The 25,025-nt window shown below is 67.2% G+C and carries 21 protein-coding genes; 9 read left to right on the top strand and 12 right to left on the bottom strand.

What is annotated here, in order from left to right; all coding sequences use genetic code 11:
- Window positions 1-3: 3 nt before the first annotated feature.
- Window positions 4-906, bottom strand: coding sequence for an SDR family NAD(P)-dependent oxidoreductase (locus tag BN2660_RS04800; RefSeq protein WP_255305029.1), 903 nt, complete (start codon window positions 904-906; stop codon window positions 4-6).
- A 106-nt stretch (window positions 907-1,012) separates the two neighbouring features.
- Between BN2660_RS04800 and BN2660_RS04795 the strand changes: the two genes are divergently transcribed.
- Window positions 1,013-2,341, top strand: coding sequence for a flavin monoamine oxidase family protein (locus BN2660_RS04795; protein WP_091227958.1), 1,329 nt, complete (start codon window positions 1,013-1,015; stop codon window positions 2,339-2,341).
- 37 nt (window positions 2,342-2,378) lie between these two features.
- Here the strand turns inward: BN2660_RS04795 and ctaD are convergent, their stop codons facing one another.
- From ctaD to BN2660_RS04765, 6 genes are all read right to left on the bottom strand, one after another.
- Window positions 2,379-4,046: an aa3-type cytochrome oxidase subunit I gene (gene ctaD / locus BN2660_RS04790; RefSeq protein ID WP_255305035.1), complete on the bottom strand. Its 1,668-nt coding sequence runs from the start codon at window positions 4,044-4,046 to the stop codon at window positions 2,379-2,381.
- A gap of 148 nt (window positions 4,047-4,194) precedes the next feature.
- Window positions 4,195-5,100 carry a carbohydrate kinase family protein gene (locus tag BN2660_RS04785; RefSeq protein WP_091227953.1) on the bottom strand — a complete coding sequence of 302 codons (906 nt, stop codon included), beginning with the start codon at window positions 5,098-5,100 and terminating at the stop codon, window positions 4,195-4,197.
- A complete protein-coding gene (locus BN2660_RS04780; protein ID WP_176697085.1) occupies window positions 5,097-6,554 on the bottom strand; it encodes a glycoside hydrolase family 32 protein in 1,458 nt (485 codons plus the stop codon). The genes BN2660_RS04785 and BN2660_RS04780 overlap by 4 nt, the downstream gene beginning before the upstream one ends.
- Window positions 6,554-7,333 carry a carbohydrate ABC transporter permease gene (locus BN2660_RS04775; RefSeq protein ID WP_255305034.1) on the bottom strand — a complete coding sequence of 260 codons (780 nt, stop codon included), beginning with the start codon at window positions 7,331-7,333 and terminating at the stop codon, window positions 6,554-6,556. The genes BN2660_RS04780 and BN2660_RS04775 overlap by 1 nt, the downstream gene beginning before the upstream one ends.
- Window positions 7,334-7,494: 161 nt before the next feature.
- The gene (locus BN2660_RS04770) at window positions 7,495-8,475 is read right to left on the bottom strand and encodes a carbohydrate ABC transporter permease (protein WP_255305028.1); all 981 of its coding nucleotides are present in this window, start codon (window positions 8,473-8,475) and stop codon (window positions 7,495-7,497) included.
- Window positions 8,476-8,537: 62 nt separating this feature from the next.
- The gene (locus tag BN2660_RS04765; protein ID WP_091227943.1) at window positions 8,538-9,824 is read right to left on the bottom strand and encodes a sugar ABC transporter substrate-binding protein; all 1,287 of its coding nucleotides are present in this window, start codon (window positions 9,822-9,824) and stop codon (window positions 8,538-8,540) included.
- A gap of 162 nt (window positions 9,825-9,986) precedes the next feature.
- Between BN2660_RS04765 and BN2660_RS04760 the strand changes: the two genes are divergently transcribed.
- On the top strand, window positions 9,987-11,018 hold the full coding sequence (locus BN2660_RS04760) for a LacI family DNA-binding transcriptional regulator (protein WP_255305027.1): 1,032 nt from the start codon (window positions 9,987-9,989) through the stop codon (window positions 11,016-11,018).
- Here BN2660_RS04760 and BN2660_RS04755 read toward each other — a convergent pair.
- A complete protein-coding gene (locus BN2660_RS04755) occupies window positions 10,972-12,366 on the bottom strand; it encodes an NAD-dependent succinate-semialdehyde dehydrogenase (protein WP_091227938.1) in 1,395 nt (464 codons plus the stop codon). The genes BN2660_RS04760 and BN2660_RS04755 overlap by 47 nt on opposite strands.
- A gap of 33 nt (window positions 12,367-12,399) precedes the next feature.
- Entirely contained in the window at window positions 12,400-15,156 is a 2,757-nt protein-coding gene (locus BN2660_RS04750; RefSeq protein WP_176697084.1) for a helix-turn-helix transcriptional regulator, read from the bottom strand.
- A gap of 265 nt (window positions 15,157-15,421) precedes the next feature.
- Between BN2660_RS04750 and BN2660_RS04745 the strand changes: the two genes are divergently transcribed.
- The 5 genes from BN2660_RS04745 to BN2660_RS04725 all read left to right on the top strand — a co-directional run bounded on the left by BN2660_RS04745 (window position 15,422) and on the right by BN2660_RS04725 (window position 19,493).
- Window positions 15,422-16,249 (top strand): alpha/beta fold hydrolase, encoded by an 828-nt coding sequence (locus tag BN2660_RS04745; RefSeq protein ID WP_091227932.1) that lies wholly within the window; start codon window positions 15,422-15,424, stop codon window positions 16,247-16,249.
- Window positions 16,250-16,273: 24 nt separating this feature from the next.
- A complete protein-coding gene (locus tag BN2660_RS04740) occupies window positions 16,274-17,107 on the top strand; it encodes an alpha/beta hydrolase (RefSeq protein ID WP_091227929.1) in 834 nt (277 codons plus the stop codon).
- A gap of 31 nt (window positions 17,108-17,138) precedes the next feature.
- Complete coding sequence (locus tag BN2660_RS04735; protein ID WP_091227926.1) at window positions 17,139-17,966, top strand: MBL fold metallo-hydrolase; 828 nt, start codon at window positions 17,139-17,141, stop codon at window positions 17,964-17,966.
- A complete protein-coding gene (locus BN2660_RS04730; RefSeq protein ID WP_091227923.1) occupies window positions 17,963-18,838 on the top strand; it encodes an alpha/beta hydrolase in 876 nt (291 codons plus the stop codon). The genes BN2660_RS04735 and BN2660_RS04730 overlap by 4 nt, the downstream gene beginning before the upstream one ends.
- 70 nt (window positions 18,839-18,908) lie before the next feature.
- On the top strand, window positions 18,909-19,493 hold the full coding sequence (locus BN2660_RS04725; protein WP_091227920.1) for a protoglobin domain-containing protein: 585 nt from the start codon (window positions 18,909-18,911) through the stop codon (window positions 19,491-19,493).
- 28 nt (window positions 19,494-19,521) lie between these two features.
- On the opposite strand, the gene BN2660_RS04720 is transcribed toward BN2660_RS04725, so the two are convergent.
- Window positions 19,522-20,373 (bottom strand): AraC family transcriptional regulator, encoded by an 852-nt coding sequence (locus BN2660_RS04720; RefSeq protein WP_091227918.1) that lies wholly within the window; start codon window positions 20,371-20,373, stop codon window positions 19,522-19,524.
- A gap of 122 nt (window positions 20,374-20,495) precedes the next feature.
- Between BN2660_RS04720 and BN2660_RS04715 the strand changes: the two genes are divergently transcribed.
- Together BN2660_RS04715 and BN2660_RS04710 are read left to right on the top strand one after the other, a co-directional pair.
- A complete protein-coding gene (locus BN2660_RS04715; protein WP_091227915.1) occupies window positions 20,496-21,041 on the top strand; it encodes a carboxymuconolactone decarboxylase family protein in 546 nt (181 codons plus the stop codon).
- Window positions 21,042-21,075: 34 nt separating this feature from the next.
- Window positions 21,076-21,849 carry a glutamine amidotransferase gene (locus BN2660_RS04710; RefSeq protein ID WP_091227912.1) on the top strand — a complete coding sequence of 258 codons (774 nt, stop codon included), beginning with the start codon at window positions 21,076-21,078 and terminating at the stop codon, window positions 21,847-21,849.
- Window positions 21,850-22,670: 821 nt separating this feature from the next.
- Here the strand turns inward: BN2660_RS04710 and BN2660_RS04705 are convergent.
- Entirely contained in the window at window positions 22,671-23,627 is a 957-nt protein-coding gene (locus BN2660_RS04705; protein ID WP_091227909.1) for an SDH family Clp fold serine proteinase, read from the bottom strand.
- A gap of 285 nt (window positions 23,628-23,912) precedes the next feature.
- Window positions 23,913-25,019 (bottom strand): DUF3039 domain-containing protein, encoded by a 1,107-nt coding sequence (locus BN2660_RS04700; RefSeq protein ID WP_141651238.1) that lies wholly within the window; start codon window positions 25,017-25,019, stop codon window positions 23,913-23,915.
- Window positions 25,020-25,025: the final 6 nt, after the last annotated feature.

The following is a 25,025-nucleotide window of genomic DNA, read 5'->3' as shown; positions in this document are numbered from 1 at the left end:
GCGTCACACGGCGAAGCGCACGCCGGTGCGCCCCTCGGCCTCCGACCACAGGGAGGCCGCGACCTCGGGGGAGCGCACGTGCGCCGACGCCTGGACCCGCGCGGGTGCGCCGCGGAACTCCAGCAGGCCGCCCGGTCCCCAGTAGTCTCCGCCGGATGCCTCCGCGGCGACGGCCGCGTGCACGATCGGCGCGGCGCCGGCGTCCTTCCCCTGCACGAGACCGCGGGCGAGCGCCGCCGCCGCGCGGACCGGCGTGGAGACCGTCGCGAGTCCGTCGCGAGGCGGCGTGAGCGGATCGACCGCATACCCGGGATGCGCGCACAGCGCCGATCGACCGGAGTCGCGCCATCGCCGGTCGAGCTCGAACGCGAAGGACATGAGCGCCGCCTTGGACCGGCCGTACTGGCGCAGCGACGGTCCGGCCCACGGCAGCGAGAGCGTCCCCGGGTCTATCCGGGCGAACCGGTGCGCCAGCGAGCCGACGGCGACGACCCGGGCATGGGCCGAGAGGGCGTGCCCGAGCTGGGCGAGGAGGGCGAAGTGGCCGAGGAAGTTCGTCCCGACCATGAGGTCGAAGCCGTCGGATGTGCGGGCCGCGCGGTCGGCGGCCTTGACCCCGGCGTTGCAGATCACCGCGTCGAGGCTCTCGTGGGTCGCGGCGGCGGCGTCAGCGATGCTCGACAGCGAGCCGAGATCGAGCGGGACGACTCCGACGTCCGCGCCGGGCACGTGCGAGCGGATGGCGGCGGCGGCGACCTGCGCGCGCTGCGGCGACCGGCACCCGAGCAGCACCCTGGCGCCTCGGCCGGCGACGCTCTCGGCGCACCAGTAGCCGATGCCGGCGTTCGCGCCGGTGATGAGGACGGTTCGGCCGATCAGGTCGCGCTGTGCGGGGAGGGACGTCACGACCTTCAATCTAGGCCGCGGCTGCAGCGGCCTCCGCGCGATGCGGCAGCGGTCGGTATCGTCGAGGGAGAGCCGCAGCGGTGCGGCGCGAGAGGACGGACGCATCATGGAGCACGTCGACACGATCGTCGTGGGAGCGGGTGTCGCGGGGCTCAGTGCCGCACGGCTCCTGCAGGATGCCGGTCAGCGGGTGATCGTGCTCGAGGCCAGGGACCGCGTCGGCGGCCGGGTGCACACCGACCGGGAGCACGGCGCTCCGACCGACCTCGGCGCCTCGTGGATCCATGGCGTCGACGGAAGCCCTGTGGCCGCCGCGGCTGCCGCGTTCGGCATGCGCACGGTCGAGTTCACCGTCGGCGGGTACCAGCCCGACAGCAGGCCCATCGCGTACTACGGTCCCGACGGCCGGCGACTGAGCGACGACGAGGCCCGCGGCTTCGCCGGCGATGTGCACACGGTCGACGCCGCGCTGCGCGAGGCCGTCGCCGTCTCCGCGGCCGACGCGTCGTACCGGGACGTCACCGAGGCCGCACTGGTGCGCCAGGACTGGGACGCCGAGCGCACGCAGAGGGTGCGGGAGTACCTGGAGCACCGCGCGGAAGAGCAGTACGGCGCCTGGATAGAGGACCTCGCCGCGCACGGACTCGATGACGACTCGATCGACGGCGACGAGGTCGTGTTCCCGGACGGGTACGACGCTCTGCCGACCCGGCTCGCGGACGGACTCGACGTCCGACTCGACCACGCCGTCACCGGGATCGACTGGCACGACGGCGTCAGCGTGCAGACGGCCCGCGGATCGTTCGTCGCCGGAGCGGCGGTCGTGACGGTGCCGGTGGGGGTGCTGCGCTCCGGGGCGGTGGAGATCGAGCCCCCGCTCCCCGCCGTCAACGCCGAGGCGCTCGGGCGGCTCGAGATGAACGCCTTCGAGAAGGTCTTCCTGCGGTTCCCCACCCGATTCTGGGATGCCGACGTCTACGCGATCCGTCAGCAGGGGCCCGAGGGCAGATGGTGGCACTCCTGGTACGACCTGACGGCACTGCACGGCGAGCCCACGCTTCTGACCTTCGCCGCCGGTCCGGCGGCCCGCGGCATCCGCGACTGGGACGACGCGCAGATCGCCGCCTCGGTCCTGGAGCAGCTGGAGCGACTGTACGGCGACCGCGTGCCGCAGCCGGTGTCGGTGCACCGCACTGCGTGGCAGGACGACCCCTGGTCGCACGGCTCGTACGCGTACATGACGGTCGGGTCGACCACAGCAGATCACGACGACCTCGCCACGCCCATCGGCGGCGTGCTGCACCTCGCCGGAGAGGCGACGTGGACGGACGACCCCGCGACCGTGCCCGCCGCGATGCTCTCGGGGCACCGCGCCGCGGAGCGGGTGCTCGGACGCGAGATCGCGATCGAGAGGCTGTGGACGCGGGGGGAGTGAGCGCGGCCTCGGGCGATCGCATCCCGCCCCCAGCGTCTCAGCGTCGGGAGTCGTCCTCGGGAGCCGCGGGATCCGTGCTCGTCACCGCGAACTCGGCCGCCTCGGGGTGGTTCAGGTCGAACGCCGGGCGTTCGCTGCGGATGCGCGGGATCGAGGTGAAGTTGTGCCGCGGAGGCGGGCAGGACGTCGCCCATTCGAGCGATGCACCATAGCCCCACGGGTCGTTGACCGTCACCTTCGGAGCCTTGCGTGCCGTGATCCACACGTTGAGGAAGAACGGCAGCATCGACGCACCGAGGATGATCGCACCGATCGTCGACACCTGATTCGCCCAGGTGAACTGGTCCTGCTCCGCGTAGTCCGCGTAGCGCCTGGGCATGCCGTCGACGCCCAGCCAGTGGTGGATGAGGAACGTCATGTGGAAGCCGATGAACAGCATCCAGAAGTGGACGTAGCCGAGGCGCTCGTTCAGCATCCGCCCCGTCCACTTCGGCCACCAGAAGTAGAACCCGGCGAACATCGCGAACACGACCGTGCCGAAGACGACGTAGTGGAAGTGCGCGACCACGAAATAGCTGTCGTGCAACGGGAAGTCCAGCGGTGGTGAGGCGAGGATCACGCCGGTCAGGCCGCCGAACACGAAGGTGACGAGGAACCCGAGAGCGAACACCAGGGGGGTCTCGAACGTCACCGAGCCTCGCCACATCGTGCCGATCCAGTTGAAGATCTTCACACCCGTCGGAACCGCGATGAACATGGTCAGCAGGGCGAAGAACGGCAGCAGCACACCGCCGGTCACGTACATGTGGTGCGCCCACACCGCGACCGAGTACGCCGCGATGGCGATGGTGGCGTAGATGATCGTCTTGTAGCCGAAGAGGGGCTTGCGGCTGAAGACCGGGAAGATCTCCGACACGATGCCGAAGAACGGCAGCGCGATCACATACACCTCGGGGTGCCCGAAGAACCAGAACAGGTGCTGCCACAGCAGGACCCCACCGTTCTGCGGGTCGAAGATGTGGGAGTCGAGGATGCGGTCGGACGCCGCGGCGAAGAGGGCGGCCGCGAGCACCGGGAAGGCCATCAGCACGAGCAGACTCGTGATGAGCGTGTTCCAGGTGAACACCGGCATCCGCCACATCGTCATGCCTGGCGACCTCATGGTGATGATCGTCGTGATGAAGTTCACCGCGCCGAGGATCGTGCCGAATCCCGAGATGCCGAGCCCCACCATCCAGAGGTTGCCCCCGACGCCGGGGGTGAAGGTCGCGCTCGCGAGCGGCTGATACGCCGTCCACCCGAAGGACGCCGAGCCCTGCGGGGTGAGGAAGCCGGCGACCGCGATCGTCGACCCGAACAGGAACAGCCAGAACGAGAAGGCGTTCAGCCGGGGGAACGCGACATCGGGAGCGCCGATCTGCAGCGGCATGATGGCGTTCGCGAACCCTGCGAACAGCGGTGTCGCGAACATCAGCAGCATGATCGTGCCGTGCATCGTGAAGAGCTGGTTGTACTGCTCCTTCGTCGGCACGATCTGCATACCGGGTGCGAACAGCTCCGCCCGGATCACGAGTGCCATGACTCCGCCGAGCAGGAAGAAGAGGACCGACGCGATCAGGTACATGTAGCCGATCGTCTTGTGGTCGGTGGAGGTGATCCACTGGACGACGATGTTGCCCTTCTGCTCCACGCGCGACGAGCTCATCAGAGCGGCCTGGCGCGGAGAGAGCGGCTTCGTGGTGGCGGAGGTCGACGGCATGCGCCGAAGGTAGGTGCCCGCGCGAATCGGTCTCAGGGGATTGACAGATTCAGGGAAGTGGGGCGATCCTCAGCACTCGCCGAGTCGCCCGCGCTCACCTCGCTCCGACTGCGGCGATCTCGTCTCGGCGAGGAGGGTCGGCGCCCTCCCGCTGCACGGTGATCGCCGCCGCCTCGAGACCCATGCGCAGCGGGCCCCGCCATCCACCCGGCGGGAGGTCGCTCTGGATGATCCTCGTCGCAAGCTCACCGAAGACCGCCGAGAGGAGGCCGGCCATGAAGGAGTCGCCGGCCCCGATCGTGTCCACGACGTCGACGGCGCGACCGACCCCGTCCGACCAGACGCCGTGCACGTCCGCGGCAGTGTACCCGTCGGCGCCCCGGGTGATGACGGCGACCCGGCATCCGAGTGCTCGCAGATGTGCCAGCACGCGCGGGTGCGTCCATCCGGGATACAGCCAGTCGGCGTCCTCGTCGCTGAGCTTCACGAGGTGGCTGAGACCGATGAGGCGCTCGGCCCGGACACTCGCCTCCGCTCGGGGGCCGATCAGAGCCGGCCGGATGTTCGGGTCCACGCTGATCAGCGCGCCGGCGGTGCGGGCGCGTGCCAGGGCGTCGAGGACGACGTCGCCTCCCGGCGCGAGGAACGCCGCGATGGATCCGGCGTGCACGATCGTCGCACCGGTGACCTCTGGAGCGGGGATGCTCCATCGCACGTCGAAGTCGTATCGCGCGGCACCGGACCCCGGGTCGACCACGGCCACGGCCGAGGAGGTGGGCTCGGCGGTGATGGACCCCGCGGCCAGGACGACACCGGAGTCGGCGAGGTGCGCGCGGATGAGGCTGCCGTGGTGATCGTCACCGATCCGGGTCGCGAGCGTCGTGGGGACGCCGAGGCGAACCAGACCGATCGCCACGTTCAGGGGGGAGCCGCCCGGGTGCGCGGTGTCGGCGATCACGTCGACGAGGGCTTCGCCGATCACGAGAGCATGCGGCGTCATCCGTCGAGATCCTCGATCGTCAACCGCACCGCAGCGGTGGCTGTGATCGTGACCGCCGGCGCGGGGGCGAGGGAGACGAGATTCGTCATCGCCACGGTGCCGCCTGCGGCGAAGAGCTCGACCGAACCGTTGTCGACGACGATCGCCAGGTCGAGTCCCTCCGGACGCTCCGCGGTCCTGGGTCCGAGCTGGGCGGTCTGCGCGTCGATCACGACGGTCGACCGGGCCGGCGCGGCGAGAGTGCGGTCGAATCGCAGGGTCCCCGCCGCAGCGTCGACGTCGATCACCACGCACCGGTCCACGTCGCCGACGACGATGCGGATCGCCGCATCCGGTTCGTCGCTCGTGAGAGAGAGCCGCGCGGCTTCGGGGAGCGTGTGGCGCAGCGTCTCTTGCGGGGCGATGCCCGCACGGACATCGACCGTCCCAGCGGGGAGGATCGCCTCCGACACCAGCCGTGCCCGCTCGCCGTCGTGCCGCAGCGTCAGCCGCCGAGCAGTGGTCATCGCTCCCCGCCACGTGGTGGCGTCGACGTCTCCGGCATAGTCCCAGTTGCTCATCCACGCGATGAGGGTGCGTCGATCGTCGGGCAGGCCGTTGTACGTCACACCCGCGTAGCAGTCGGCGCCGAGATCGAGCCAGTCGAGCGCCGCCAGGCCCGTCCGGTCGTCGGCGCCCACGAGGGGGAGAGGGGTGTCCGGGGTGAAGCGGACGCCGTCGAAGTCCCCGACGATGTACTGCGTTCCCGAGCCGCCCCGGAGTCCTCCCGGGTTGATCGAGACGATCATCACCCAGCGGATGCTACTCGGGTCGCCGTCCATCGCCAGCGGGAACAGGTCGGGGCATTCCCAGACCCCGCCGACCGCACCGGCGGGGCCGTAGTCGGAGAGGTACGACCACGACCGCAGATCGTCGGACCGGTACAGGAGCACTCGACGCTCCGTCGCCTCGACGGCGACCATGACCCAGTACTCGGCTCCGTCACCGCAGTAGCGGAACACCTTCGGGTCGCGGAACTCGGTCGACGTCCGGTCGAGCACCGGGTTGCCGGAGTGTCTGACCCACGTGTCGCCGCCGTCGGTGCTGAAGGCGAGTGACTGGGCCTGGATGCCGTCGCTGCGCGCCGAGGTGTAGATCGCGACGAGCGGCGGTGCCTCTGCGGTGCCGAGCCCGCTCGTGTTCGCCTCGTCGAACACCACCGAACCCGAGAAGATCTGCTCGTGCTCATCGAAGAGGATCGCGACGTCGTGCTCGGTCCAGTCGTGCAGATCGGCACTGCTCGCATGCCCCCAGCTCATGTTGCCGTGGTCGATGCCGTGCGGGTTGTACTGGTAGTAGAGGTGATACCGCCCTCCGTGATGGATGAGGCCGTTCGGATCGTTCATCCAGTTGTGCCGCGGGGCGTAGTGGGCCCGTGGTCGGCGGGCATCGGTGCGGATGTCGACCGCCGCCATCATCCCTTCACTCCGGACGAGGCGATCGATGAGACGAAGGATCGCTGGAATGCGATGAAGAGTGCCAGCACCGGCACGGTGATGATCGAGGCGTACGCCATGATCTGCCCCCACGAGACGTTCAGCTGCTTGAAGTAGTCGATGCCCACCATGACGGGGCGGACGGATTCGCTCTGCGTGACCATGAGCGGCCACAGGTACTGGTTCCACGCCGGGAGGAACGTCAGGATGGCCGCCGTCGCGACGGCGGGGCCCGCGAGCGGCATGACGATCGTGCGGTAGATGCGGAACCAGCCCGCACCGTCGACGCGCGCCGCCTCGTCGAGCTCACGCGGGATCGACTCGAAGTACTGGTAGAAGAGGAAAATCGAGAAGGCGTTCGCGATGAACGGCACGATCTGCACCGCGTAGGTGTCGAGCCACCCCTGGGCGAACTCCACGCCGTCGAAGTACGGTAGCTGGTTCACCCACCACAGCATCGGGAGGGCCATCACCTCGAACGGCACGATCAGCGTGGCGAGGATCACCCCGAGCGCGATCCTGCGCCCCGGCATCCGCATCCGGGACATCGCGAACGCGGCCATCGAGTTCACGAGCAGCCCGAGCACCACGGTCAGCGCGGAGATGAGCACCGAGTTGGCGAGGAACTGCAGGAACGGCACGCGGTCGAAGACGCCGAGGTAGTTGTCGAGAGTCAGGTCGCCCACCGGGAGGAAGGCGAGCACCCCGCCGAGATCGGCGAAGATCTGCAGGTCCGGTTTGAAGCTCGACACGATCATGAAGACGAGCGGCAGCCCGAAGACGAGCGCGAGGAGGATCTTGAAGGCGAGGACGAGCGCGGTGCGCCACCCGCGGCGGGGCGGCGCCGAGGGGGCGAGCGCGAGGGCGGCGGTCTCCGTCGAGACCTGCGGCTCGGCCGTGCGGACGGAGTGGACGGCGGTCATGAACGGACCCCCTTCTTCTGCTTCTCGGATCGATCCCTGGTGAGGAAGGTCTGGATGAGGGTGACGATGAGCACGAGGACGAAGAACACGAGCGAGATCGCGGCCGCATAGCCGGTCTGCTGTCGTTCGAAGCCGGTCCGCACCGCCATGAAGACGAGGGTCGTGGTGGAGTCGAGCGGCCCACCCTGCGTCATGATGTTGACCTGCGAGAAGAGACCGAACGCGGCGATGGTGATCGTGATGAGGATGAAGATCGCGGTGGGACGGAGTCCCGGCCAGGTGACGTTCGCGAACTGCTGCCAGCGACTGGCGCCGTCGAGAGCGGCGGCCTCGTAGAGCTCGCCCGGGATGGTCTGCAGCCCGGACAGCCAGATGATCATGTGGAAGCCCATGGCCTGCCAGATCGACATCACGATGATGGCGAACAGGGACCACTGCGGGTCGGCCAGCCAATCGGGTCCCTGGATGCCGACCCTGGCGAGCAGCATGTTGATGAGCCCGTCCTTCTGGTACATGAACATCCACAGCATCGACACGACGACGATGGAGGTCACGACGGGCAGGAAGTACACGGTGCGGAAGAACGTCGTGCCGCGCGTGCGCGTGTTGACAAGCAGCGCCATGCCCAGCGCGATAGCGGACTGCACGGGCACGATCACGACGGTGAACACGATCGTGTTGCGCAGCGACGCCCAGAAGGTGTCGTTGCTGAAGAGGGTCTCGAAGTTCTCGAGTCCCACGAACCGGCCGGGCTCGGGAGAGATCAGTCGCGTGTTCGTGAACGCGAGGATCAGCGTGAGCAGGATCGGGATGATGAGGAACGTGAGGATGAGGACTCCCGCGGGCAGGAACATCGCGATCGCGGATGCCTTCTCCTTCCTCTTCCCCTGCAGGCCGTGCGCCTGCGCCTCGTCGCTTCTGTGTCTCCCGGAGGATCGCGTCGGGGCGATCTCCGTGCGGTGGCTGTCGATGCTCACCCTGTCCTCCTCGGTTGTTCGAGGGGCGGCCGATCGAGCGGCCGCCCCGACGACGTGGGCTGTCAGCCGTTGTAGTCGTTCTGCTTCTGGTTGGCGTCGATGTCCTTGACGGCCTGATCGAGCGCCTGCTGGGGGTCGGCGCCGTTGAGGATGTTCTGCGTCGCCTCTTCGAAGGTCGACGAGATGAACGGGTATCCCGGCGTCTCAGGGCGGACCACGGCGAAGGTCTTCGCGAACTGGCGGAAGATGTCGTTCTCGCCGCCCTGCTCGTAGCCCGGGACCATCGCGGCGGCGGCATCCGTCGCGGGGATGTTGCGGGTCGCCTCGGAGACCGCTGCCACGTACTCGTCCTGAGCCGCGAACTCCAGGTACGCCTGCGCGCCGTCCGATTCGCCGCACGTGGCCGACATGCCCCACTGCCACGAGCCGCCGCCGATCTTGGGTCCGTCGCCGAAGTCGACGGCGGGAAGGAAGAGGGCGTCCTCCCCGAAGGCTTCGCGCACCGGCGCCGCCGCCCAGCTGCCGGCGTACATGATGCCGGTCTTGCCGTTGATGAAGTCCGCGGTCTGGTCGGTGCCCGACTTGCCGGCGATGTGCCCCTCGGTGACGAGGCTGCGGAACCAGGTGGCCCATTCGACGGCCTCGGGACCGTTGAGGACCCCGTCGGCCGTCTCGTACGACTCGCGCTCGATCAGGTCGCCGCCGAAGCTCTGCAGCAGCGGCGAGTACGCGTACGGATACCACTCGCCGGTCGAGGCGGTGGCGAAGTCCGCGGCGTAGTCGAACTCGCCGGACGCCGTGAGGGTGGCGAGGGCGGAGTCGAACTCGTCGGCGGTCCAGGGCGATTCGACGGTGGGCACTCGGATGCCGTGTGCGTCGAGGGTGCTCTTGAGGGTCACCATCGTGAGGGCGACGTCGTAGTAGCCGTACGAGTACGGCTCGTCCTCGTACATCCCGACGGTCGACGGGAGGAACTCGCCGAGGCGATCGGAGAGGTCGGTGAGCGGGGCGAGATAGCCGGCCCATGCCCAGTTGGGGACGTTCGGTCCGTCGATGTCCAGGATGCAGGGGAGCTTGCCGGATGCCGCGGCCGCAGTCACCGACTGGTTGTAGGACTCCTGCGGGAAGGCCTGCACCTTCACCGTGTACTCCTTCTGACTGGCGTTGAAGTCGTCGACGATGGCCTCGATCGAGGCCAGTTCGTCTTCGTTGCCGGCGTTGTGCGTCCAGAGCGTGATCTCGCCGTCGGCTCCTGCCGCCGAGCTGCTCCCGCGGGAGCATCCGGCGAGACTGACGAGCGCGATCGCGGTCACGGCGCTGACAGCGAGTGTGAGGGTGGTCTTCTTCATCGAAGGGCTCCTTGAGGAGGGTGCTGAATGGATTTAGCCGACGATAGCACGGCGCGCGGTCGCCGCCAAGGACTTTGCTGAAACAATTCAGCATGGCTCCCGACGTCGGCGCGGATGGTGGGTCATGATGGAGGCACCTGTCGCTGTCCGAGAAGAGAACCCATGTCGATCCCGAAACGGCCCACCCTTGCGGACGTCGCCGAGCTGTCGGGCATGTCCAAGACGGCCGTGAGCCTGATCCTCAACGATCGGCCGGGCTCCCGCCTCTCGCAGGAGGCGGCTGAGCGCATCCGCGTCGCGGCCGCGGAACTCGGATACAAGCCCAATCCGGCCGCCCAGAGCCTGCGTCTGGGCAAGACCCGCTCCATCGGCTTCATCTCGAACGAGGTGACGATCACCCGCTACGCCTCGGCGATGACGCGCGGTGTGCTGGCCGGCGCCAAGCGCTGGGATCACACGGTGCTCATGGCGGAGACGGGCAGCGATGTGGCGGATCTGCGGCTCGCGATCGAGCAGATGCTGGATCGCCGGGTCGACGGCATCGTCATCGGCCTCATGGGCGCCCGCCTCGTCGATGCGCCCGCGCTGCCCGACGGGCTGCCGGCCGTCATCGTCAACGGCCGCACGACGACGGGGCTGCCGAGCATCCTCCCCGACGAGCACCAGGCCGGCCGGACCGTGGCGCAGACGATCATCGATGCGGGGCACCGCAGCATCGGAGTCATCGGAACGCTGCAGGAGATCGCGTCGGATCCCCGCCAGAGCGTCACGATCGGGGCCAGATTCGACGGACTCCGCGAGGGGTTCGCTGCAGCCGGCGTCGAGCCGCTCTGGCGGGAGGTGCCGGCCTGGTCGCCCGCCGTCGGGTACGACGAGGTCGAGCGCCTCCGTCGCGAGCATCCGGAGATCACGGCCGTCGTCGCCGGAAACGACAACGTCGCCTTCGGCGTGTATCAGGCGCTCGCGGAGCGCGGCGTGCGCGTGCCCGACGAGATCTCGGTGATCTCCTTCGACGACGAGGAGCTCGCCGGCTACCTGCGACCGGGGCTCACGACGTCGCGACTGCCGTACCAGGAGATGGCGGAGATCGCCGTCGACATGATCCTCGGCGACCGGCGGCTCAAGGATGCGCTCGTGACCATGCCGCTCACTCGGCGGGAGTCGGTGGGGAAGCCGGCGCAGCGGTCACGATGAGCTTGCGGTTCGCGAACTCCTTGATCCCCGCCTCTCCGAGTTCGTAGCCGTACCCCGAGCGCTTCACGCCGCCGAAAGGGAGGTCGGCTACGGTTCCGGCGGGACTGTTGATCCACACCATGCCGGTGTCGATTCGTCTCGCGACGTCGGCGGCATGTGCCGCGTCTCGGGAGTAGACGGAGCCTGCCAGACCGAACGGTGTGTCGTTCGCGAGGGCTACGGCCGCTTCTTCGTCCTCGACGCGGAACACCATCGGTACAGGTCCGAAGATCTCCTGCCGGAAGACCGGGTTGTCGGCGGTCACATCCAGCAGGATCGTCGGCTGCACGAACGCGCCGCGGCTCGGAACCTTCTCACCCACTTCGACGGCGCGCGCTCCGTGTTCCACGGCGAGGCGGATCTGCGACGTGACCTTGTCGGCCGCCCCTTGCGAGGAGAGCGGGCCGAGGGTGGTGCTCTCGTCGAGAGGGTCGCCGCCGCGCAACCCGGCCAACGCCGCCTGATACGCCCCGAGGAACTCCGCATAGCGGGAGCCGACGACGATGATGCGCTTGGAGGCGACGCAGATCTGTCCGCTCTGGGCCATGCGCGCCGAGACGGCGCACGTCACTGCGAGGTCGAGGTCGGCGTCTTCGAGGACGAGCATCGCATCGGAGCCGCCCAGCTCCAGCACGCTCTTCTTCAGGGCTGCGCCGGCCTGAGCTGCGACGATCATGCCCGCCGCCTCGCTTCCGGTGAGGGTCACACCGCGAACCCGCTCGTCCGCGATGATCCGTTCCGACTGAGCGTGGGTCGCGTAGACGTTGGTGAAGACGCCTTCGGGGACGCCGGCTTCGTGCAGAAGATCTTCCAGTGCCTGTGCGCACTGCGGCAGGATGGATGCCTGCTTCACGATCACGACGTTCCCGAGTGCCAGCTGCGGTGCCGCCGGGCGGATGGCCTGATAGAACGGGCCGTTGAAGGGTTCGATAGCGTAGATGATCCCGGTCGGCTGATAGACGACGATGGCGTCTCCGGCGACGGAGGTCACTCGTTCGGGCTGCAGGATCCGCTCGGCGTCGTGCGCGTAGTAGTCGAGTATCGACGCCGTGAGGTCCACCTCGTACAGCGACTCGGGAAGGATCCGGCCGATCTCCAGGGTGGACAATTCGGCCAACTCTCGACGGCGCGCCGTCATCAGGTCGGAGGCGCGCTTGAGTATCGCGCACCGCTCTGCCATCGGCGTCTCCCGCCACTCCAGAAACGCGCCGTGCGCCACGTCGAGTACCTGATCCACCTCGGAATCGGTTGCGTCGGGGAAGCGCGCGAGAACGTCGTTCGTATACGGGTTGGTGCTCGTGTAAGGCATGATTCCTCGATGGTTCGGGGGGCGGGCGGGGTGCTATTCGAGCAGGCGCGGGTCGAGCTGTCGCCTCGACGTCACCCCCAGTTTCCGGAAGACTTTTCGCAGGTGATAGTCGACGGTGCTGGGACTGATGAACAGCTGCGCCGCGATGTCGGAGTTCGTCGTTCCCTGGGCGGCCAGCACCGCTACCGCGAGCTCCTGCGGAGTGAAATCGAACATCCTCCGAGGAGCTGCCTCCGCTGCCGTGCCCGCTGCTGCCAACTCGCGCTGAGCCCGGGCGGTCCACCGGACCGCGTCGACGGATGAGAAGTAGGAATGCGCAGCCTGCAGCTGGTCGACAGCCGCGGCCCTCCTCCTCCTTCGCCTCAGCCATTCGCCGTACAGCTGCTGGGTTCGGGCCTTGTCCACGGCGACGCCCGCCTCGTCGAGCAGTGCCACCGATCGTGCGAAGATGGCGCCTGCGTCGTCATCGTCTGCAAGCAGCGCCCGGCACCGCATGGCGAGCCCGCTGCGCCACGCGTTCGCTGTGCCGTCAGACGCGGCCTCGAATCGTCGAAGGAGGTGCCGGCCTTCAGCGAGGTGACCGCTGCGGGCTGCCGCCTCGATGATGTCGGGCAGGAACTGGGTTCCGGCGTGGAACCAATCGTCGACGGCGATGGAGACGCCCGCGCGCCACGCGTCCGCGTAGCGGCTCTCCGCGATGCTGATGAGCATGTCTGCGATGTCGCTCGTGGCGACACGCAGCCCGTAACCGAGCCGTCTCGCGTCCTCGCGGATCTCCTGGGCCTCGCCGGCCGAGAGGGCCTCCTCAGGCCACCACACCCGAACGGTCGGGATCGTCGTGATGATGCGTGCGAACGGGTCCTTGGTCCCGATGAAGCCGATGAGATCGCGGGCTTCTTCCATGCACCTCTTGCCGGCGCTGAGCTGACCCGTTCGAGACTGGAAGTTCGCTTGAGTGACGAGCACTCGACAGAGGATCCAGATCGCACCCTGCGTCCTCGCAGCGATCTCCGCGCGATTCAGGACCGCCATGCTGCCCGGGGCATCGTGAAGCAGGCGTGCGGGGTATGCGACGCAGATGTAGGCCTTCAGCACATCGTCGTCAGGCGTCGTCGGGTCGAGGGACAGGGCGACGACGTCACGCACGAGGGCGGCGGCAGCGACCGGGCCGTCGAGGATGAGGGTGCTGGTCGCGTCGAGACTTCTCGTGATCAGGTCGTCTGCGGGATGCTGGCGCACGAGACTGCGCGCTTCTTCGGCGATCTCCCGAGAGCTCGTGCCGGTGACGAGAGCATCCGCCTGAACCAGGGCCCAGAACGCGTAGAGGAGGGCCTCCTTCGCCTTTGTGGAACTGGCGCTCCGGGACAGTCGGGCAGCGTCCAGAAGTCTCCGCGCGCGAGTCGCGAAAGTGGTGTCACCCGTCGGAGTCAGCACCGAGAGGTCGCTCTTGCACACCTCGAGCCGGCCTCTGTCCGCGTCGTCCAGGAGATCCGGGCGCACCAGCTTTAACAGCGAGGCGGCCTGGGCGCCTGCGCCTGCGGCGATGGCCGCCTCTCCTGCGGCGAGGGTTCGACGATGACGCGTCTCGATGTCCTCGCTCAGCGCCGCTGCTCTGATGAGGAAGCTGGTTCTGCTGTCGTGGCCCCCGCGTCGCTCCGCGCGTTCGGCCGCGAGCTCGAGTTCGTCGGCCACCCGATCATCGGGTCCGACCGTCGAGATGGAGAGATGTGTGGCCCATCGGTCCAGATCGTGGCGCTCCCGTGCGATCCAGGCGAGTTTCTCGTGAGCGGTCCGAACGTCGTGACTGGAGGCGCCGTTGTAGACGGCGGAGCGGATGAGCGGATGCCGGAACGCCACCCGGTCGCCGGCGATCCTGACCAGGTCGTTCTCCTCGGCGGCCCAGGACGCATCGGTGCGCAGTCCGAGCGCTCGCGCGGCAGCCCCGATGGTGTGGACCTGCCCGTCCGGTTCGGCCGCCGCGATCACCAGCCACATCTGCGAATCCTGAGGCAGCCGTCGTGCCTGGTCGGCGTAGTGAGCTTCCAGGTGCTTCCCCAGCGGCATGGGTTGAGGCAGAAGCGCCTCCCCACGCAGTTCTCGAGTCGTGAGCTCGGCGCCGAGATCCGTGAGGGCCAACGGATTTCCGCCCGTCGCCTCCACGATCCTGGTCGTCACCCAGGGATCGGTGGGTGCGGCGGAGGCCGCGGTGAGGAGACGCGCCGACGAATCCGGGTCCAAGCCGGTGAGGTGCAGGACCGGGAAGCCGGCGAGCTCCGGTATCTCGCTCCTCGCCACGAAGATCAGGAGGAGCCTCTCGGCCAGGAGACGGCGGCCCACGAACGCGAGCGCACCCAGCGACTCGGCGTCTATCCACTGCGCATCGTCGATCACGCAGGCGACGGGCACGTCCTCAGTCAGAAAGAACAGGAACGTGAGCAGTGCGAGACCGACGACCGACCTGTCGGACGGGTCGCCCTCTGACAGGCCGGTCGCGATGAGGAGCGCATCGCGCTGGGAGGGCGGCAGCGACTCGGCATAGGGGCGGTGAGCGATGACGAGCCGCTGCAGGAATCCGAACGGCAGGTCCGCTTCCATCTCCACACCGGTCAGACGGATGATCCGTATCTCGGGATGGTGAGAGAGCGTCGCCTCGACGAGAGCCGTCTTGCCCATGCCGGCATCGCCGTAGATCGCGCCCACGCCGCCGCGGCCGTCGGCTGCAGCGCGAATCTTCTCGGCGATCCACCTGACGTCATCGGTGCGCCCGAAGAACTGGTGGGGGGTTGGCATGAAGCTCATGCTCCTCGTTCGAGGCCGATTTCGCTTCACTGTATGGCAGCCCGCCGTCGGGGAGCAAGGGTTCTGCATCGTGGCGGCAATCTCAACTGCCGCGGGGGAGAGAGCGCTCCCAGCCGACACCCGGAACCAGGTGCTCCTGCACGCGGGCCCGCGTGCCCGTGCACGAAGCACTACGCGCGATACGTGGTGCGCTCCGGCCTGGCGATCGTCAGTCTGGGCGCAGCCACAACCGGAACCTGCGCAGAGGAGCATCGCCATGAGCTACGTGACCACCGAAGACGGCACGAGGATCTTCTTCAAGGATTGGGGGCCGGAGGACGGCGAACCCGTGCTTCTCAGCCACGGGTGGCCCCTGAACAGTGACGCGTGGGAGGCCACTGCTCTCCACCTCGCGTCCCGCGGCTATCGCGCCATCGCGCACGACCGCCGCGGCCACGGCAAGTCCACCCAGACCTGGACCGGGAACGAGATGGACACCTACGCCGACGATCTCGCCTGCCTCCTCGACACCTTGGACGTCACGGATGTCACCCTCATCGGGCACTCCACCGGCGGCGGAGAGATCGTGCACTACGTGGGACGCCACGCCACGGGGCGGGTGGCGAGGGTCATCCTCGTATCCGCCGTTCCGCCCCTCATGGTCAAGACCGACGACAACCCGGGCGGTCTGCCCATCGAGACCTTCGACGGCATCCGTGCCGGCGAGGCCGCGAACCGGTCGCAGCTCTACCGCGACCTCGCCGATGGGCCGTTCTTCGGCAACAACCGCACCGGCGACGTCCCGCAGGGAACTCGCGACGCGTTCTGGGCCCAGGGCCTCGCATCCGGCACCCGCAACGCGTACGAGTGCATCGCCGCGTTCAGCGCCACCGACTTCCGCCCCGACCTGGCGAAGATCGACGTCCCCACCCTCGTGATCCACGGCGACGACGATCAGATCGTGCCCATCGACATCAGCGGCAGGCTCTCTGCAGAGCTCGTCGCCGATGCGCAGCTGATCGTCTACGAGGCAGGCGCACACGGGCTGCCCGACACCGACCGTGAACGGCTGCACGCCGACATCCTCGCCTTCCTGCAGTCCTGACCATCTCTCACCGAAAGGCATGACATGAGCACTTCCGAAGCACCGGACACGATCGTCCTGGTTCACGGCCTCTGGGTCACCCCACGCAGCTGGGAAGGATGGAAGGAGCGCTATGAAGCCCGCGGATACACCGTCATCACCCCCGCGTATCCGGGTTTCGAGATCGAGGTCGAGGCTCTCCGACAGAACCCGGACGTCATCGCGAACCTCACCGTCCCCGAGACGGTCGACCACCTGGCCGGAGTGATCGCGGCGCTCCCGAAGCCGCCGATCATCATGGGTCACTCCTTCGGGGGCCTGCTCACGCAGATGCTCCTCGCGCGCGGTCTGGGCGCCGCCGGCGCGGCGATCGACTCCGCTCCCACCGAAGGGGTGCGCGTCACTCCTCTCTCGCAGGCACGGTCCCTGTTCCCGGCGCTGAAGAACCCGGCGAACTACCACAAAGCGGTCGCGTTCACGCCTGACGAGTTCCACTACGCCTTCACCAACACCCTGACCCGTGAGGAATCCGATGCCGCCTACGAGCGGTATGCGATCGCCGCCCCCGGGAACTGGGTGTGGGCGTACGGTCTGCTCGCCAACTTCCAGCCCGGCCACCAGGCCACATGGGTCGACTTCTCCGGCGACCGCGCCCCCCTGCTGTTCATCGGCGGGTCAGAGGACCACATCATGCCGCCGGCCGTGAACAAGTCCAACGCCAAGCACTGGGGAAAGTCTCCTGCACTCACCGAGTACCACGAGTTCGAGGGACGCGACCACTGGACGTGCGCAGCTCCCGGATGGGAAGCCGTCGCGGACTACGCGCTCGAGTGGACCCTCACACACGCACGTCCTGTCGGCGCCCGCTCGAACGTCTGACACGACACGGGCCCCCGATTCAGGAGACATCATGAAAGTCACACGGATCGGGGGCCCGACCATCCTCGTCGAGCTCAACGGATGGCGGATCCTCATCGATCCGACCTTCGATGAGGCCGGGCGGCGGTACCCCTTCGCTCTGGGCACCTCCAGCGTCAAGACCCGCGGTCCCGCCCTCAGCATCGAGGGACTGGGGCCCGTGGACGTCGTCCTCGTCAGCCACGACCATCACGCCGACAATCTCGACGATGCGGGCCGTGCGCTGCTCCCCGCAGCGACCCATGTCGTGACCACACGAAGCGGCGCGAAGCGCCTCGGGCTATCGAACACGCACGGGCTCACGCCAGGGCGATCCGTGCTGCTCGAAGACGCGGGCAAGCAGTCGCTGAGAGTCACCGCCACGCCGTGTCGTCACGGGCCGCCGCTCTCGGGTCCCGTCGTCGGCGATGTCATCGGCTTCGCGCTGAGTCAGCGCCCTCACCTCCGATACGACCTCTGGGTCACCGGCGACACTGTCCTCACGCGGCGCCTGCGCCGCACCGCTCGGCAGATGCACGTCGACGTCGCGATCGTCAACGCCGGCGGGGTGAGATTCCGGGCCACCGGCCCGCTCGAATACACGATGACGGGAACCGACGCGGTGCGTCTCGTGAACGAGCTCCGACCGCTCGTCGCCATCCCCGCCCACTACGACGGCTGGTCGCACTTCGTCGACGGCGAAGACGGCATGCGCACTGCGATCCGCGACGCCCCGACCGACCTGCGCCGACTGTTCCGGTGGCTGCCCGACGGGCGACCCATCGACCTCTCCGACCAACTGAACATCGACCGACACCGACCCGAAAGGACCACATCATGACCCAACGAAAAGGGCGAGGCGTTCTCCGTCTCGCCGCCGCAGCGCTCGCGCTGTCGCTCGGCGTTCTCGGCGCCGCCACCCTTCCGGCGGCCGCCGCCGCACCCTCGGCCGCGACACCCTCCGTCACCTCCGCGATCTCGGAAGCTGCCGTCGACGCCGGCAAGGCAGGCACCAAGCCCACCATCGTGCTCGTGCACGGGGCGTTCGCGGACTCCAGCGGATGGAGCCTGGTGGCTCCCGCGCTGCAGGCGCAGGGGTACAACGTGGTCGCCTTCTCCAACCCGCTGCGCGGCATCGACTACGACAGCCAGTACCTTCGCGACTTCCTCAGCACCATCCCGGGACCGATCGTCCTCGTCGGTCACTCCTACGGTGGAGCACTCATCACCAACGCGGCAACCGGCAACCCGAACGTCAAGTCGCTCGTCTACATCGCCGCCTACGCCCTCGCTGAGGGCGAGTCCGTCGCCGCGGCGAACGAGCTCGGCGGTGGGCACAGCGCGGTCACCGAGCACCTGGTCATTCGTCCGTTCCCCGGCGCGAGCGAAGGCGACGCGGATGCCTACATCGACCCGGCGTTCTTCCCTGAGCTCTTCGCCCAGGATCTGCCGAAGATCGTGGCGAAGACGATGGCCGCGTCCCAGCGTCCGGGGTCGTACGCCTCGCTCGTGACGCCGTCGGGTGTGCCGGCGTGGCAGACGATCCCGAGCTGGTACATGGTCGCCAAGCAGGACCGCATCATCCCGCCCGAGGCCGAACGCGCGATGGCAGCCCGTGCCGGATCCAAGGTCGTCGAGGTCAACACCTCGCACGTCCCGATGATCAGCAAGCCGCTCTCGGTCATCCAGATGATCAAGGACGCGGCCAAGTAGAAGATCCCCGCCGGCTCGCCGGGGACGGCACCCCGGCGAGCCGGCTCAGCCCACTGTGAAAGGACCTGCCATGACCACTCCCGCCGGCTACACCTACGGCCACACATCGCTCGCACCCTCGCCCGTCACGCTCGCCGACCTCGACGCCCTGAAGCAGTCCGTTCTCTGGTCATCTGCCGACGAGGCCGCCATTCGGAGGGCGGGGGAGATCCTCATCCCGCAGACCGAGGCGATCCTCGACGTCTGGTACGGATTCGTCGGAGCGCATCCGCACCTCGTCGCCACGTTCGCCGGCGAAGACGGCACCCCGGACCTCGAGTACCTCGGGGCAGTGCGTCGCCGCTTCGCGCAGTGGATCGACGACCTCTGCAACCGCCCCTACGACGAGGACTGGCTGGCCTACCAGGAGGAGATCGGCCGCCGCCACCATCCCCGCGGGAAGAACGAGACCGACCGCGTCGAGTCGACGTCGACACACATCCCGCTGCGCGACCTCATCGGGTTCATCTCACCGATCACTCTCACGATCCGGCCGTTCCTGCAGAACGGCGCCTCGGACGCGGACGACGTCGGCGAGATGCTGGACGCCTGGCTCAAGGCCGTCACCCTCACCGTCTCGCTCTGGGCGCGACCGTACAACGAAGAGCTCTGGTAGGAGGGTGAGACCCAGGACCGACGCCCGTTCACGCCGCCGGTGAGAGCCAGGCCCGCGGAGATCGACCCATCCGCTGAGCGAAGGCGCGCGAGAACGCCGAGGCGCTCGCGTACCCGAGCTCTGCCGCGACCGCGCTCACGGGCATCCCTTCGCGCAGTTGCTCCTGAGCGATGGTGAGCCGCCACTCGGTGACGTAGTCGGCAGGTGTGCGGCCGACGATCTCTTTGAACCGGGCCGCGAAAGCGCTGCGCGACATGTTCGCGGTCCGGGCCATGGCGTCCAACGTCCAGGGATCACCAGGACTCTCGTGCACCGCCACCAGCGCGGGCGCGAGCCGCTCATCGGACAGGCCGGGCAGAAGTCCCTGAGGAAGCGCCAGGTCGGCGGAGTGATCCAGCATCCACCGCAGCAGCTGGATGAGAACCACTTCGAACATTCGGTCAGCCAGGAGTGGTCGACCGCATTGCACGTTGTCGACCTCGGCGAAGAGGAGATCGAGCGCGGGACCGAGGGTGGCGACCTCGCTGAGGGGCAGGACGATGACGGGAGGCAGTGTTCGGACGAGCGGATGCGTCGCGCCACCGTCGAAATCCAGCGTGGCGCAGGCGAAGTCCGACTCTTCGGTCGGGGCGTTGAAGAAGGTATGGCTGGCTGGGCGCGGGAAGAACAGCAGGCTCGGCTGATCTATCGACAGCCGCTCAGTGCTGCCGTCCTCTCGCGTGATCAGCATCTCCATCTCGCCCCGACGCAGAACATGGAGAAAACCGCGTCCGATCTCTGCCGAGAAGTCCGTGACTCCGCACAGAGGGCCGCTGTGGAACAGATGCGTGCGCACACGGAATCGCTGCAACAGCGGGGTGAGTCGATCCACAGAGGCCATGCCCCCATTATCTGGACGATATGTGATGAAATCAAGACGTATAGCTGCGCATCGTCTACGGGCCGGCGGTGAGACTTGAGACAGGTCCGAACGGGCCCTCCACCTCACCGAAGGAGCATGACATGCCGAACGTCCCCCTCATCGACCGCGACGCCACCACGGGAACCGTCAAGGAGCAGCTCGACCAGATCACGTCCACGTTCGGTGTCGTACCCGCGATGTTCCGTGCCGTCGCGAACTCGCCCGCCGCGCTCACGAGCATGTGGGGATCCTTCGGCGCCTTCGGCAGCGGCACCCTGGGCGCGGCGCTCGGGGAGCAGATCGCCGTCGCGGTCGCCAACCGCAACTCCTGCGAGTACTGCCTCGCCGCGCACACCGCGCTCGGCAAGAAGGCCGGACTCTCCCGCGACACCCTCGCCGCTGCTCAGGACGGCGAGTCGGACGACCCGAAGACGGCCGCCCTGCTCGAGTTCGCCCTCAAGCTCGTCGACGACCGCGGACAGCTCGGCCCGGCAGATGTCCAGGCCGTGCGGGAGTTCGGCTGGAGCGACGACGAGATCGTCGAGACGATCGGACAGGTGGCGCTGAACCTGTTCACCAACTACGTCAACATCGCTCTCGACGTGCCGGTCGACTTCCCCACGGTGCCCCTGCGCCGCGCGGGCTGACACCGCGAGGGCGAGCACGGAAAGAGGACAACACATGACCGCGCACCACGCATCACGTACTGTGCTCGCCCTTCGGCACGTCCACTTCGAAGACCTCGGGGTCTGGGAGCCCGTTCTCATCGCTCGCGGCTACGACGTCCGATACATCGACGTCGGGGTCGACACCATCGATGAGGCAGCCGGCGATGACGCCGATCTGCTGATCGTGCTGGGAGGCCCCGTCGGCGTCTACGACGTCGATCGCTACCCCTTCCTCGAGTCGACGAGAGGTGTGATCGCGCGCCGCATCCGGGCCGGGCTCCCGACTCTCGGAATCTGCCTGGGGGCCCAGCTGATCGCCGAAGCGATGGGCGCACAGGTCCGCTCGACGGGTGCGGTGGAGATCGGATACGCGCCACTCCAGCTCACTGCCGCGGGGCGGACCTCGGTTCTGCGGGAACTCGACGCCACACCCGTTCTGCACTGGCACGGTGACGAGTTCGAGATCCCGAAGGGTGCGCTCCGGCTCGCCCATACCTCAGGCTTTCCGAACCAGGCATTCAGCACCACGAACGTTCTCGCTCTGCAGTTCCATCTGGAGACCGACCACCGATTCATCGAGCGATGGCTGATCGGTCACGCCCACGAACTGCAGCACCACGGCATCGACCCCGACACCATCAGGTCAGACGCCCGACTGCATGGGCCGCGGATGGAGAAGATCGCCGCCGGAGTGCTCGAGGCCTGGCTCGACGGCCTTCGCGACCGAGTCGTGCATCTCGACAAGTGGAGGGGCTTCCAAAGCTATTTCGGACCGCGGGGTGCGTGAGTGGAGTTGTCCGGACTGATGATTCTGCGCTTCTTGACAGCCGATATCGCGACGTAGTCCACAGCTACTCCAGACAAACCTCCAAAGTAAAAGGCCGATGAAAGGCGATTTCGAGGAGTCGCCGGTCGAGGGCGCCGAGCGTGAAGAAGCTTCAGTGCTCAGCGAGGAGATGGATCGCGTCTGATCCGATGAACAAGCCCGCCTTCCTGGCGTTCCCACCATCGCCCGCTCGAGTCCTGGAATGCGATGTACACGGCGTACGCACCTTCGCGAAGCGGGTGCCCGCGCCAATCGGGAAATAGTACCCACTGCTCGAGTTGAGAGCGGGGCGGCACGCTGCTCATGATCGCCCACGAGCTCACTCTGCGCTTCATGCCTGGGTCCTCGATCTGAAAGACGACGAGTGGCAAGAGTTCGTCACTACCGTTATGGACTGTCACCAGAACCTGAACCCCTGCTCGCGCTAGTCGCCATGGAAGTGTTTCTATGTTCAGCATTCCGTCGCCTGTGGAGCTCATGGCGCCTTCGGGATCCCAGTCAGTCCCTGCGGCCAGATGTTGAGTCTTCGTGCGCACCGCGTAAACGAGTCGAGCCTGAGCCTCCGTGCGTACGGCCACCGACTGGCGGTACGTGCGCAAGGTGATGAATGCTGCGACGCCAGCAATATGAGTCCGACCCATGCAGGAACATCGCCCCAGTTGAGGCTCGTAAGCCAGGAGGCGAAGCCATCCCAGGGTGTTTCGACCGAAGCGATTTCGACGTCTCGCATGCCCCCGAGGCTAGCGCTGAAACCGGCGCTGCACGGGCGGAGACGTCAAGGATCACGACATGGGCATCCCGGGAGGGAATCCCGGTTGCATTGGCATCATTTGCACTGACTTGATGACCGCGCGGCCCAGCTGGTTCTCTGTGATCTTCTGCGCCGGGGTCATACCGAGCGTATGCATATATGCGTGATGCACTGACAAGACGGCGTCTTGAAGAACGTGATCGGTTTCGAGGTCCTCAACCTCGATGGCATACTCGCGCAACTGTTCGGCGCGGATCCCCCGGCCATGCGCAATGTGAATGGTGTCGTTTGCGAAAAACTCGGCAGCTACACGCGCAAGATCCGCACGGTCGTCCCGGCGAGCGAACATATACTCTCGCAGGTACTCCTCGACGAGAGTCTTAGATAGACGTGCAGAGTCATCGCACATTTCCAGTAGTCCAGGGAAGTACTGCTGGAGTGTTGGCATCCACGCGCTGAGGGCTGTCGGATCACCCTTGCACTCATCCTTGGCCCGTTCGAACTGACGGAGAATGGCACCCGCAGGAACGCTGCCAGCGGGGGTGACAAGCTGAGGATCGATTGGCCCGAGCTGAGAGTGGCGCCCCATCACGATTCGGTTCGCCGCAAGTGACCACATCGTTGCGGCGGACATCGCCGCGACTGGGACTATGACCCGCACGTCTTCGAACATCGCCCGCATATAGCGCACCAAGCTGTCAGCAGCCGTGGGATCGCCTCCGGGGCTGTGAATGATGAGGTCTAAGCCGTCGTCACGGTTGAGGTCCTTGAACACTTCCATGAGCCCATGAACGTCGGTGAGGTTGATCGACACGTCTGGAGAGTTCGACCCCATCCAATCGGTGTAGTACGTCACGATGTTCCGCCCGGTGACCTGATGCAATGCAATCAGATAGTGGCGACGCATGCCGTCAAGATCGACGACTCCGGTCTGAGGATCAGACCAGCGAGTGTTGATCTCGTTGAGGATCTCGCCCCAGGTGGGCATGGCCTAGCGGCGTGTGAAGTTCGTCGAAGTCGACATGGTGGCGTGAGTTGTGGCGCGCCCGTTGGCGGCGTACCGGATTGCCTCGTGGGCGGCACCGTACGTGCGCATCACCTCAGCGACTCCTGGAATATCCCGACTGCGTGCGACGAGGTCGTTGAGTTCAGGCGTGGAGGGCATGAAAGGCATTGTGGCACATCCGACCAGCTGTCGTCATGGGGTGCGCTGTCCGCACGCAGACCGAGGTACGCGAACGATCTATCGATCTTCTCGAGCTGCACGCGGCGGTCACACGGGCGTCTTCGCGTACTCTTCCTGGCACGTGGCGCACGTCGGCTTCGTTTCGTGATCTGCGGTGGGAACGAACCAGTGGCCGCACATGGCGCGGATTGCTTCGCCGTGGACGCTGGCGTATGCGATGTGGTCACGATGTGAGTAGTGCGCGACAGTGCCGAGCCGCACCTCGCCGGGGCGTACGTCCGCGGACAGTTCGCCGGAGTCGGCAGCCGCGCGTGCGGCGGACATCGCATCCTCGGTGAGTACGGTCCAGTGAGATACGGCGTTGTCGTTCAGAGGGGAAGCTGTCCATGCTTCCGGTTGTGAGTCGATGGCAGAGGTGACGATGGTGGACGCCATCTTGCAGAGTGCGGGGTGCTCCCATCCCGCGGGGACAAGTTCGACGATGAGCTCGCGCGCGGTGGTTCCCTGGACGTCGGTGTGCACGACCGTCATTGACAGGGTCAGCAGCTCGCCGCTGTCGGGTGAGAGCACTGTGGTGTTGTACGTGTCCTCGGGGTTGGTGACAGCCGCGTCCAGGAGGACGAGCGCGGTGAGATGCAACTGGAGCTTCCACGCATCGAGACGAGCGACCTTGAGCTCGATACGACGGAGCGTGATGTCCTCGTCAGTGGGAAGGAACGCGTCTGAGCCGGAGCGGCAGCGTCGGCCGAACTCCTCGTAGAAGTCCTCCGGGGAACTCTCACGGTGGTAGCCCGCTGCGCCGAGCCAGGCGGTCTCCTCTTCGTTCTCTGTGAGGACGACAGCCGCTCCTCGCCACCGTGATGAGTACGTCTGCTTGAACCAGGGGCGGTCGTTGACGGCGCTGATGGTCTCGCGCAGCATTCCTGTGTCGTCGTCGCCTGAGTATTGGTCATCGAACGCGAGGATCAATGGGTGGCGCAGCTGCGACAGCGGCGGCAGCATCCTCAGTTGCGCGCGCACGACCGAGTCTGGCGCATCGCCGACGACGGCACGCTGGGCAAGCTCGCGCAGTTCCCTGACGTTCGCCAGGTCTGCCGGGCTGGTCCAGTCGTTGGCCAGATCCTCGCAGGCGCAGCGCAGTGTTACCCGACGGTTTCTTCCCATGTCTTCCAGCATACGAAGAGCCGAAGACACCGGGCG

This window comes from Microbacterium sp. 3J1 (assembly GCF_001049495.1).
GTDB lineage: Bacteria > Actinomycetota > Actinomycetes > Actinomycetales > Microbacteriaceae > Microbacterium.
The sequence above is the reverse complement of the archived record's forward strand: the minus strand, read 5'-3'. Positions and strand labels throughout refer to the sequence as shown.

What these genes read in the sequence shown, in the direction of transcription:
- BN2660_RS04795 (WP_091227958.1), top strand. Translation starts at nt 1,013, where the DNA reads ATGGAGCACGTCGACACGATCGTCGTGGGAGCGGGTGTCGCGGGGCTC.
- ctaD (WP_255305035.1), bottom strand. Translation starts at nt 4,046, where the DNA reads ATGAGCTCGTCGCGCGTGGAGCAGAAGGGCAACATCGTCGTCCAGTGG.
- BN2660_RS04785 (WP_091227953.1), bottom strand. Translation starts at nt 5,100, where the DNA reads ATGACGCCGCATGCTCTCGTGATCGGCGAAGCCCTCGTCGACGTGATC.
- BN2660_RS04780 (WP_176697085.1), bottom strand. Translation starts at nt 6,554, where the DNA reads ATGGCGGCGGTCGACATCCGCACCGATGCCCGCCGACCACGGGCCCAC.
- BN2660_RS04775 (WP_255305034.1), bottom strand. Translation starts at nt 7,333, where the DNA reads ATGATCGTGTCGAGCTTCAAACCGGACCTGCAGATCTTCGCCGATCTC.
- BN2660_RS04765 (WP_091227943.1), bottom strand. Translation starts at nt 9,824, where the DNA reads ATGAAGAAGACCACCCTCACACTCGCTGTCAGCGCCGTGACCGCGATC.
- BN2660_RS04760 (WP_255305027.1), top strand. Translation starts at nt 9,987, where the DNA reads ATGTCGATCCCGAAACGGCCCACCCTTGCGGACGTCGCCGAGCTGTCG.
- BN2660_RS04755 (WP_091227938.1), bottom strand. Translation starts at nt 12,366, where the DNA reads ATGCCTTACACGAGCACCAACCCGTATACGAACGACGTTCTCGCGCGC.
- BN2660_RS04750 (WP_176697084.1), bottom strand. Translation starts at nt 15,156, where the DNA reads ATGCCAACCCCCCACCAGTTCTTCGGGCGCACCGATGACGTCAGGTGG.
- BN2660_RS04745 (WP_091227932.1), top strand. Translation starts at nt 15,422, where the DNA reads ATGAGCTACGTGACCACCGAAGACGGCACGAGGATCTTCTTCAAGGAT.
- BN2660_RS04740 (WP_091227929.1), top strand. Translation starts at nt 16,274, where the DNA reads ATGAGCACTTCCGAAGCACCGGACACGATCGTCCTGGTTCACGGCCTC.
- BN2660_RS04735 (WP_091227926.1), top strand. Translation starts at nt 17,139, where the DNA reads ATGAAAGTCACACGGATCGGGGGCCCGACCATCCTCGTCGAGCTCAAC.
- BN2660_RS04730 (WP_091227923.1), top strand. Translation starts at nt 17,963, where the DNA reads ATGACCCAACGAAAAGGGCGAGGCGTTCTCCGTCTCGCCGCCGCAGCG.
- BN2660_RS04725 (WP_091227920.1), top strand. Translation starts at nt 18,909, where the DNA reads ATGACCACTCCCGCCGGCTACACCTACGGCCACACATCGCTCGCACCC.
- BN2660_RS04720 (WP_091227918.1), bottom strand. Translation starts at nt 20,373, where the DNA reads ATGGCCTCTGTGGATCGACTCACCCCGCTGTTGCAGCGATTCCGTGTG.
- BN2660_RS04715 (WP_091227915.1), top strand. Translation starts at nt 20,496, where the DNA reads ATGCCGAACGTCCCCCTCATCGACCGCGACGCCACCACGGGAACCGTC.
- BN2660_RS04710 (WP_091227912.1), top strand. Translation starts at nt 21,076, where the DNA reads ATGACCGCGCACCACGCATCACGTACTGTGCTCGCCCTTCGGCACGTC.
- BN2660_RS04705 (WP_091227909.1), bottom strand. Translation starts at nt 23,627, where the DNA reads ATGCCCACCTGGGGCGAGATCCTCAACGAGATCAACACTCGCTGGTCT.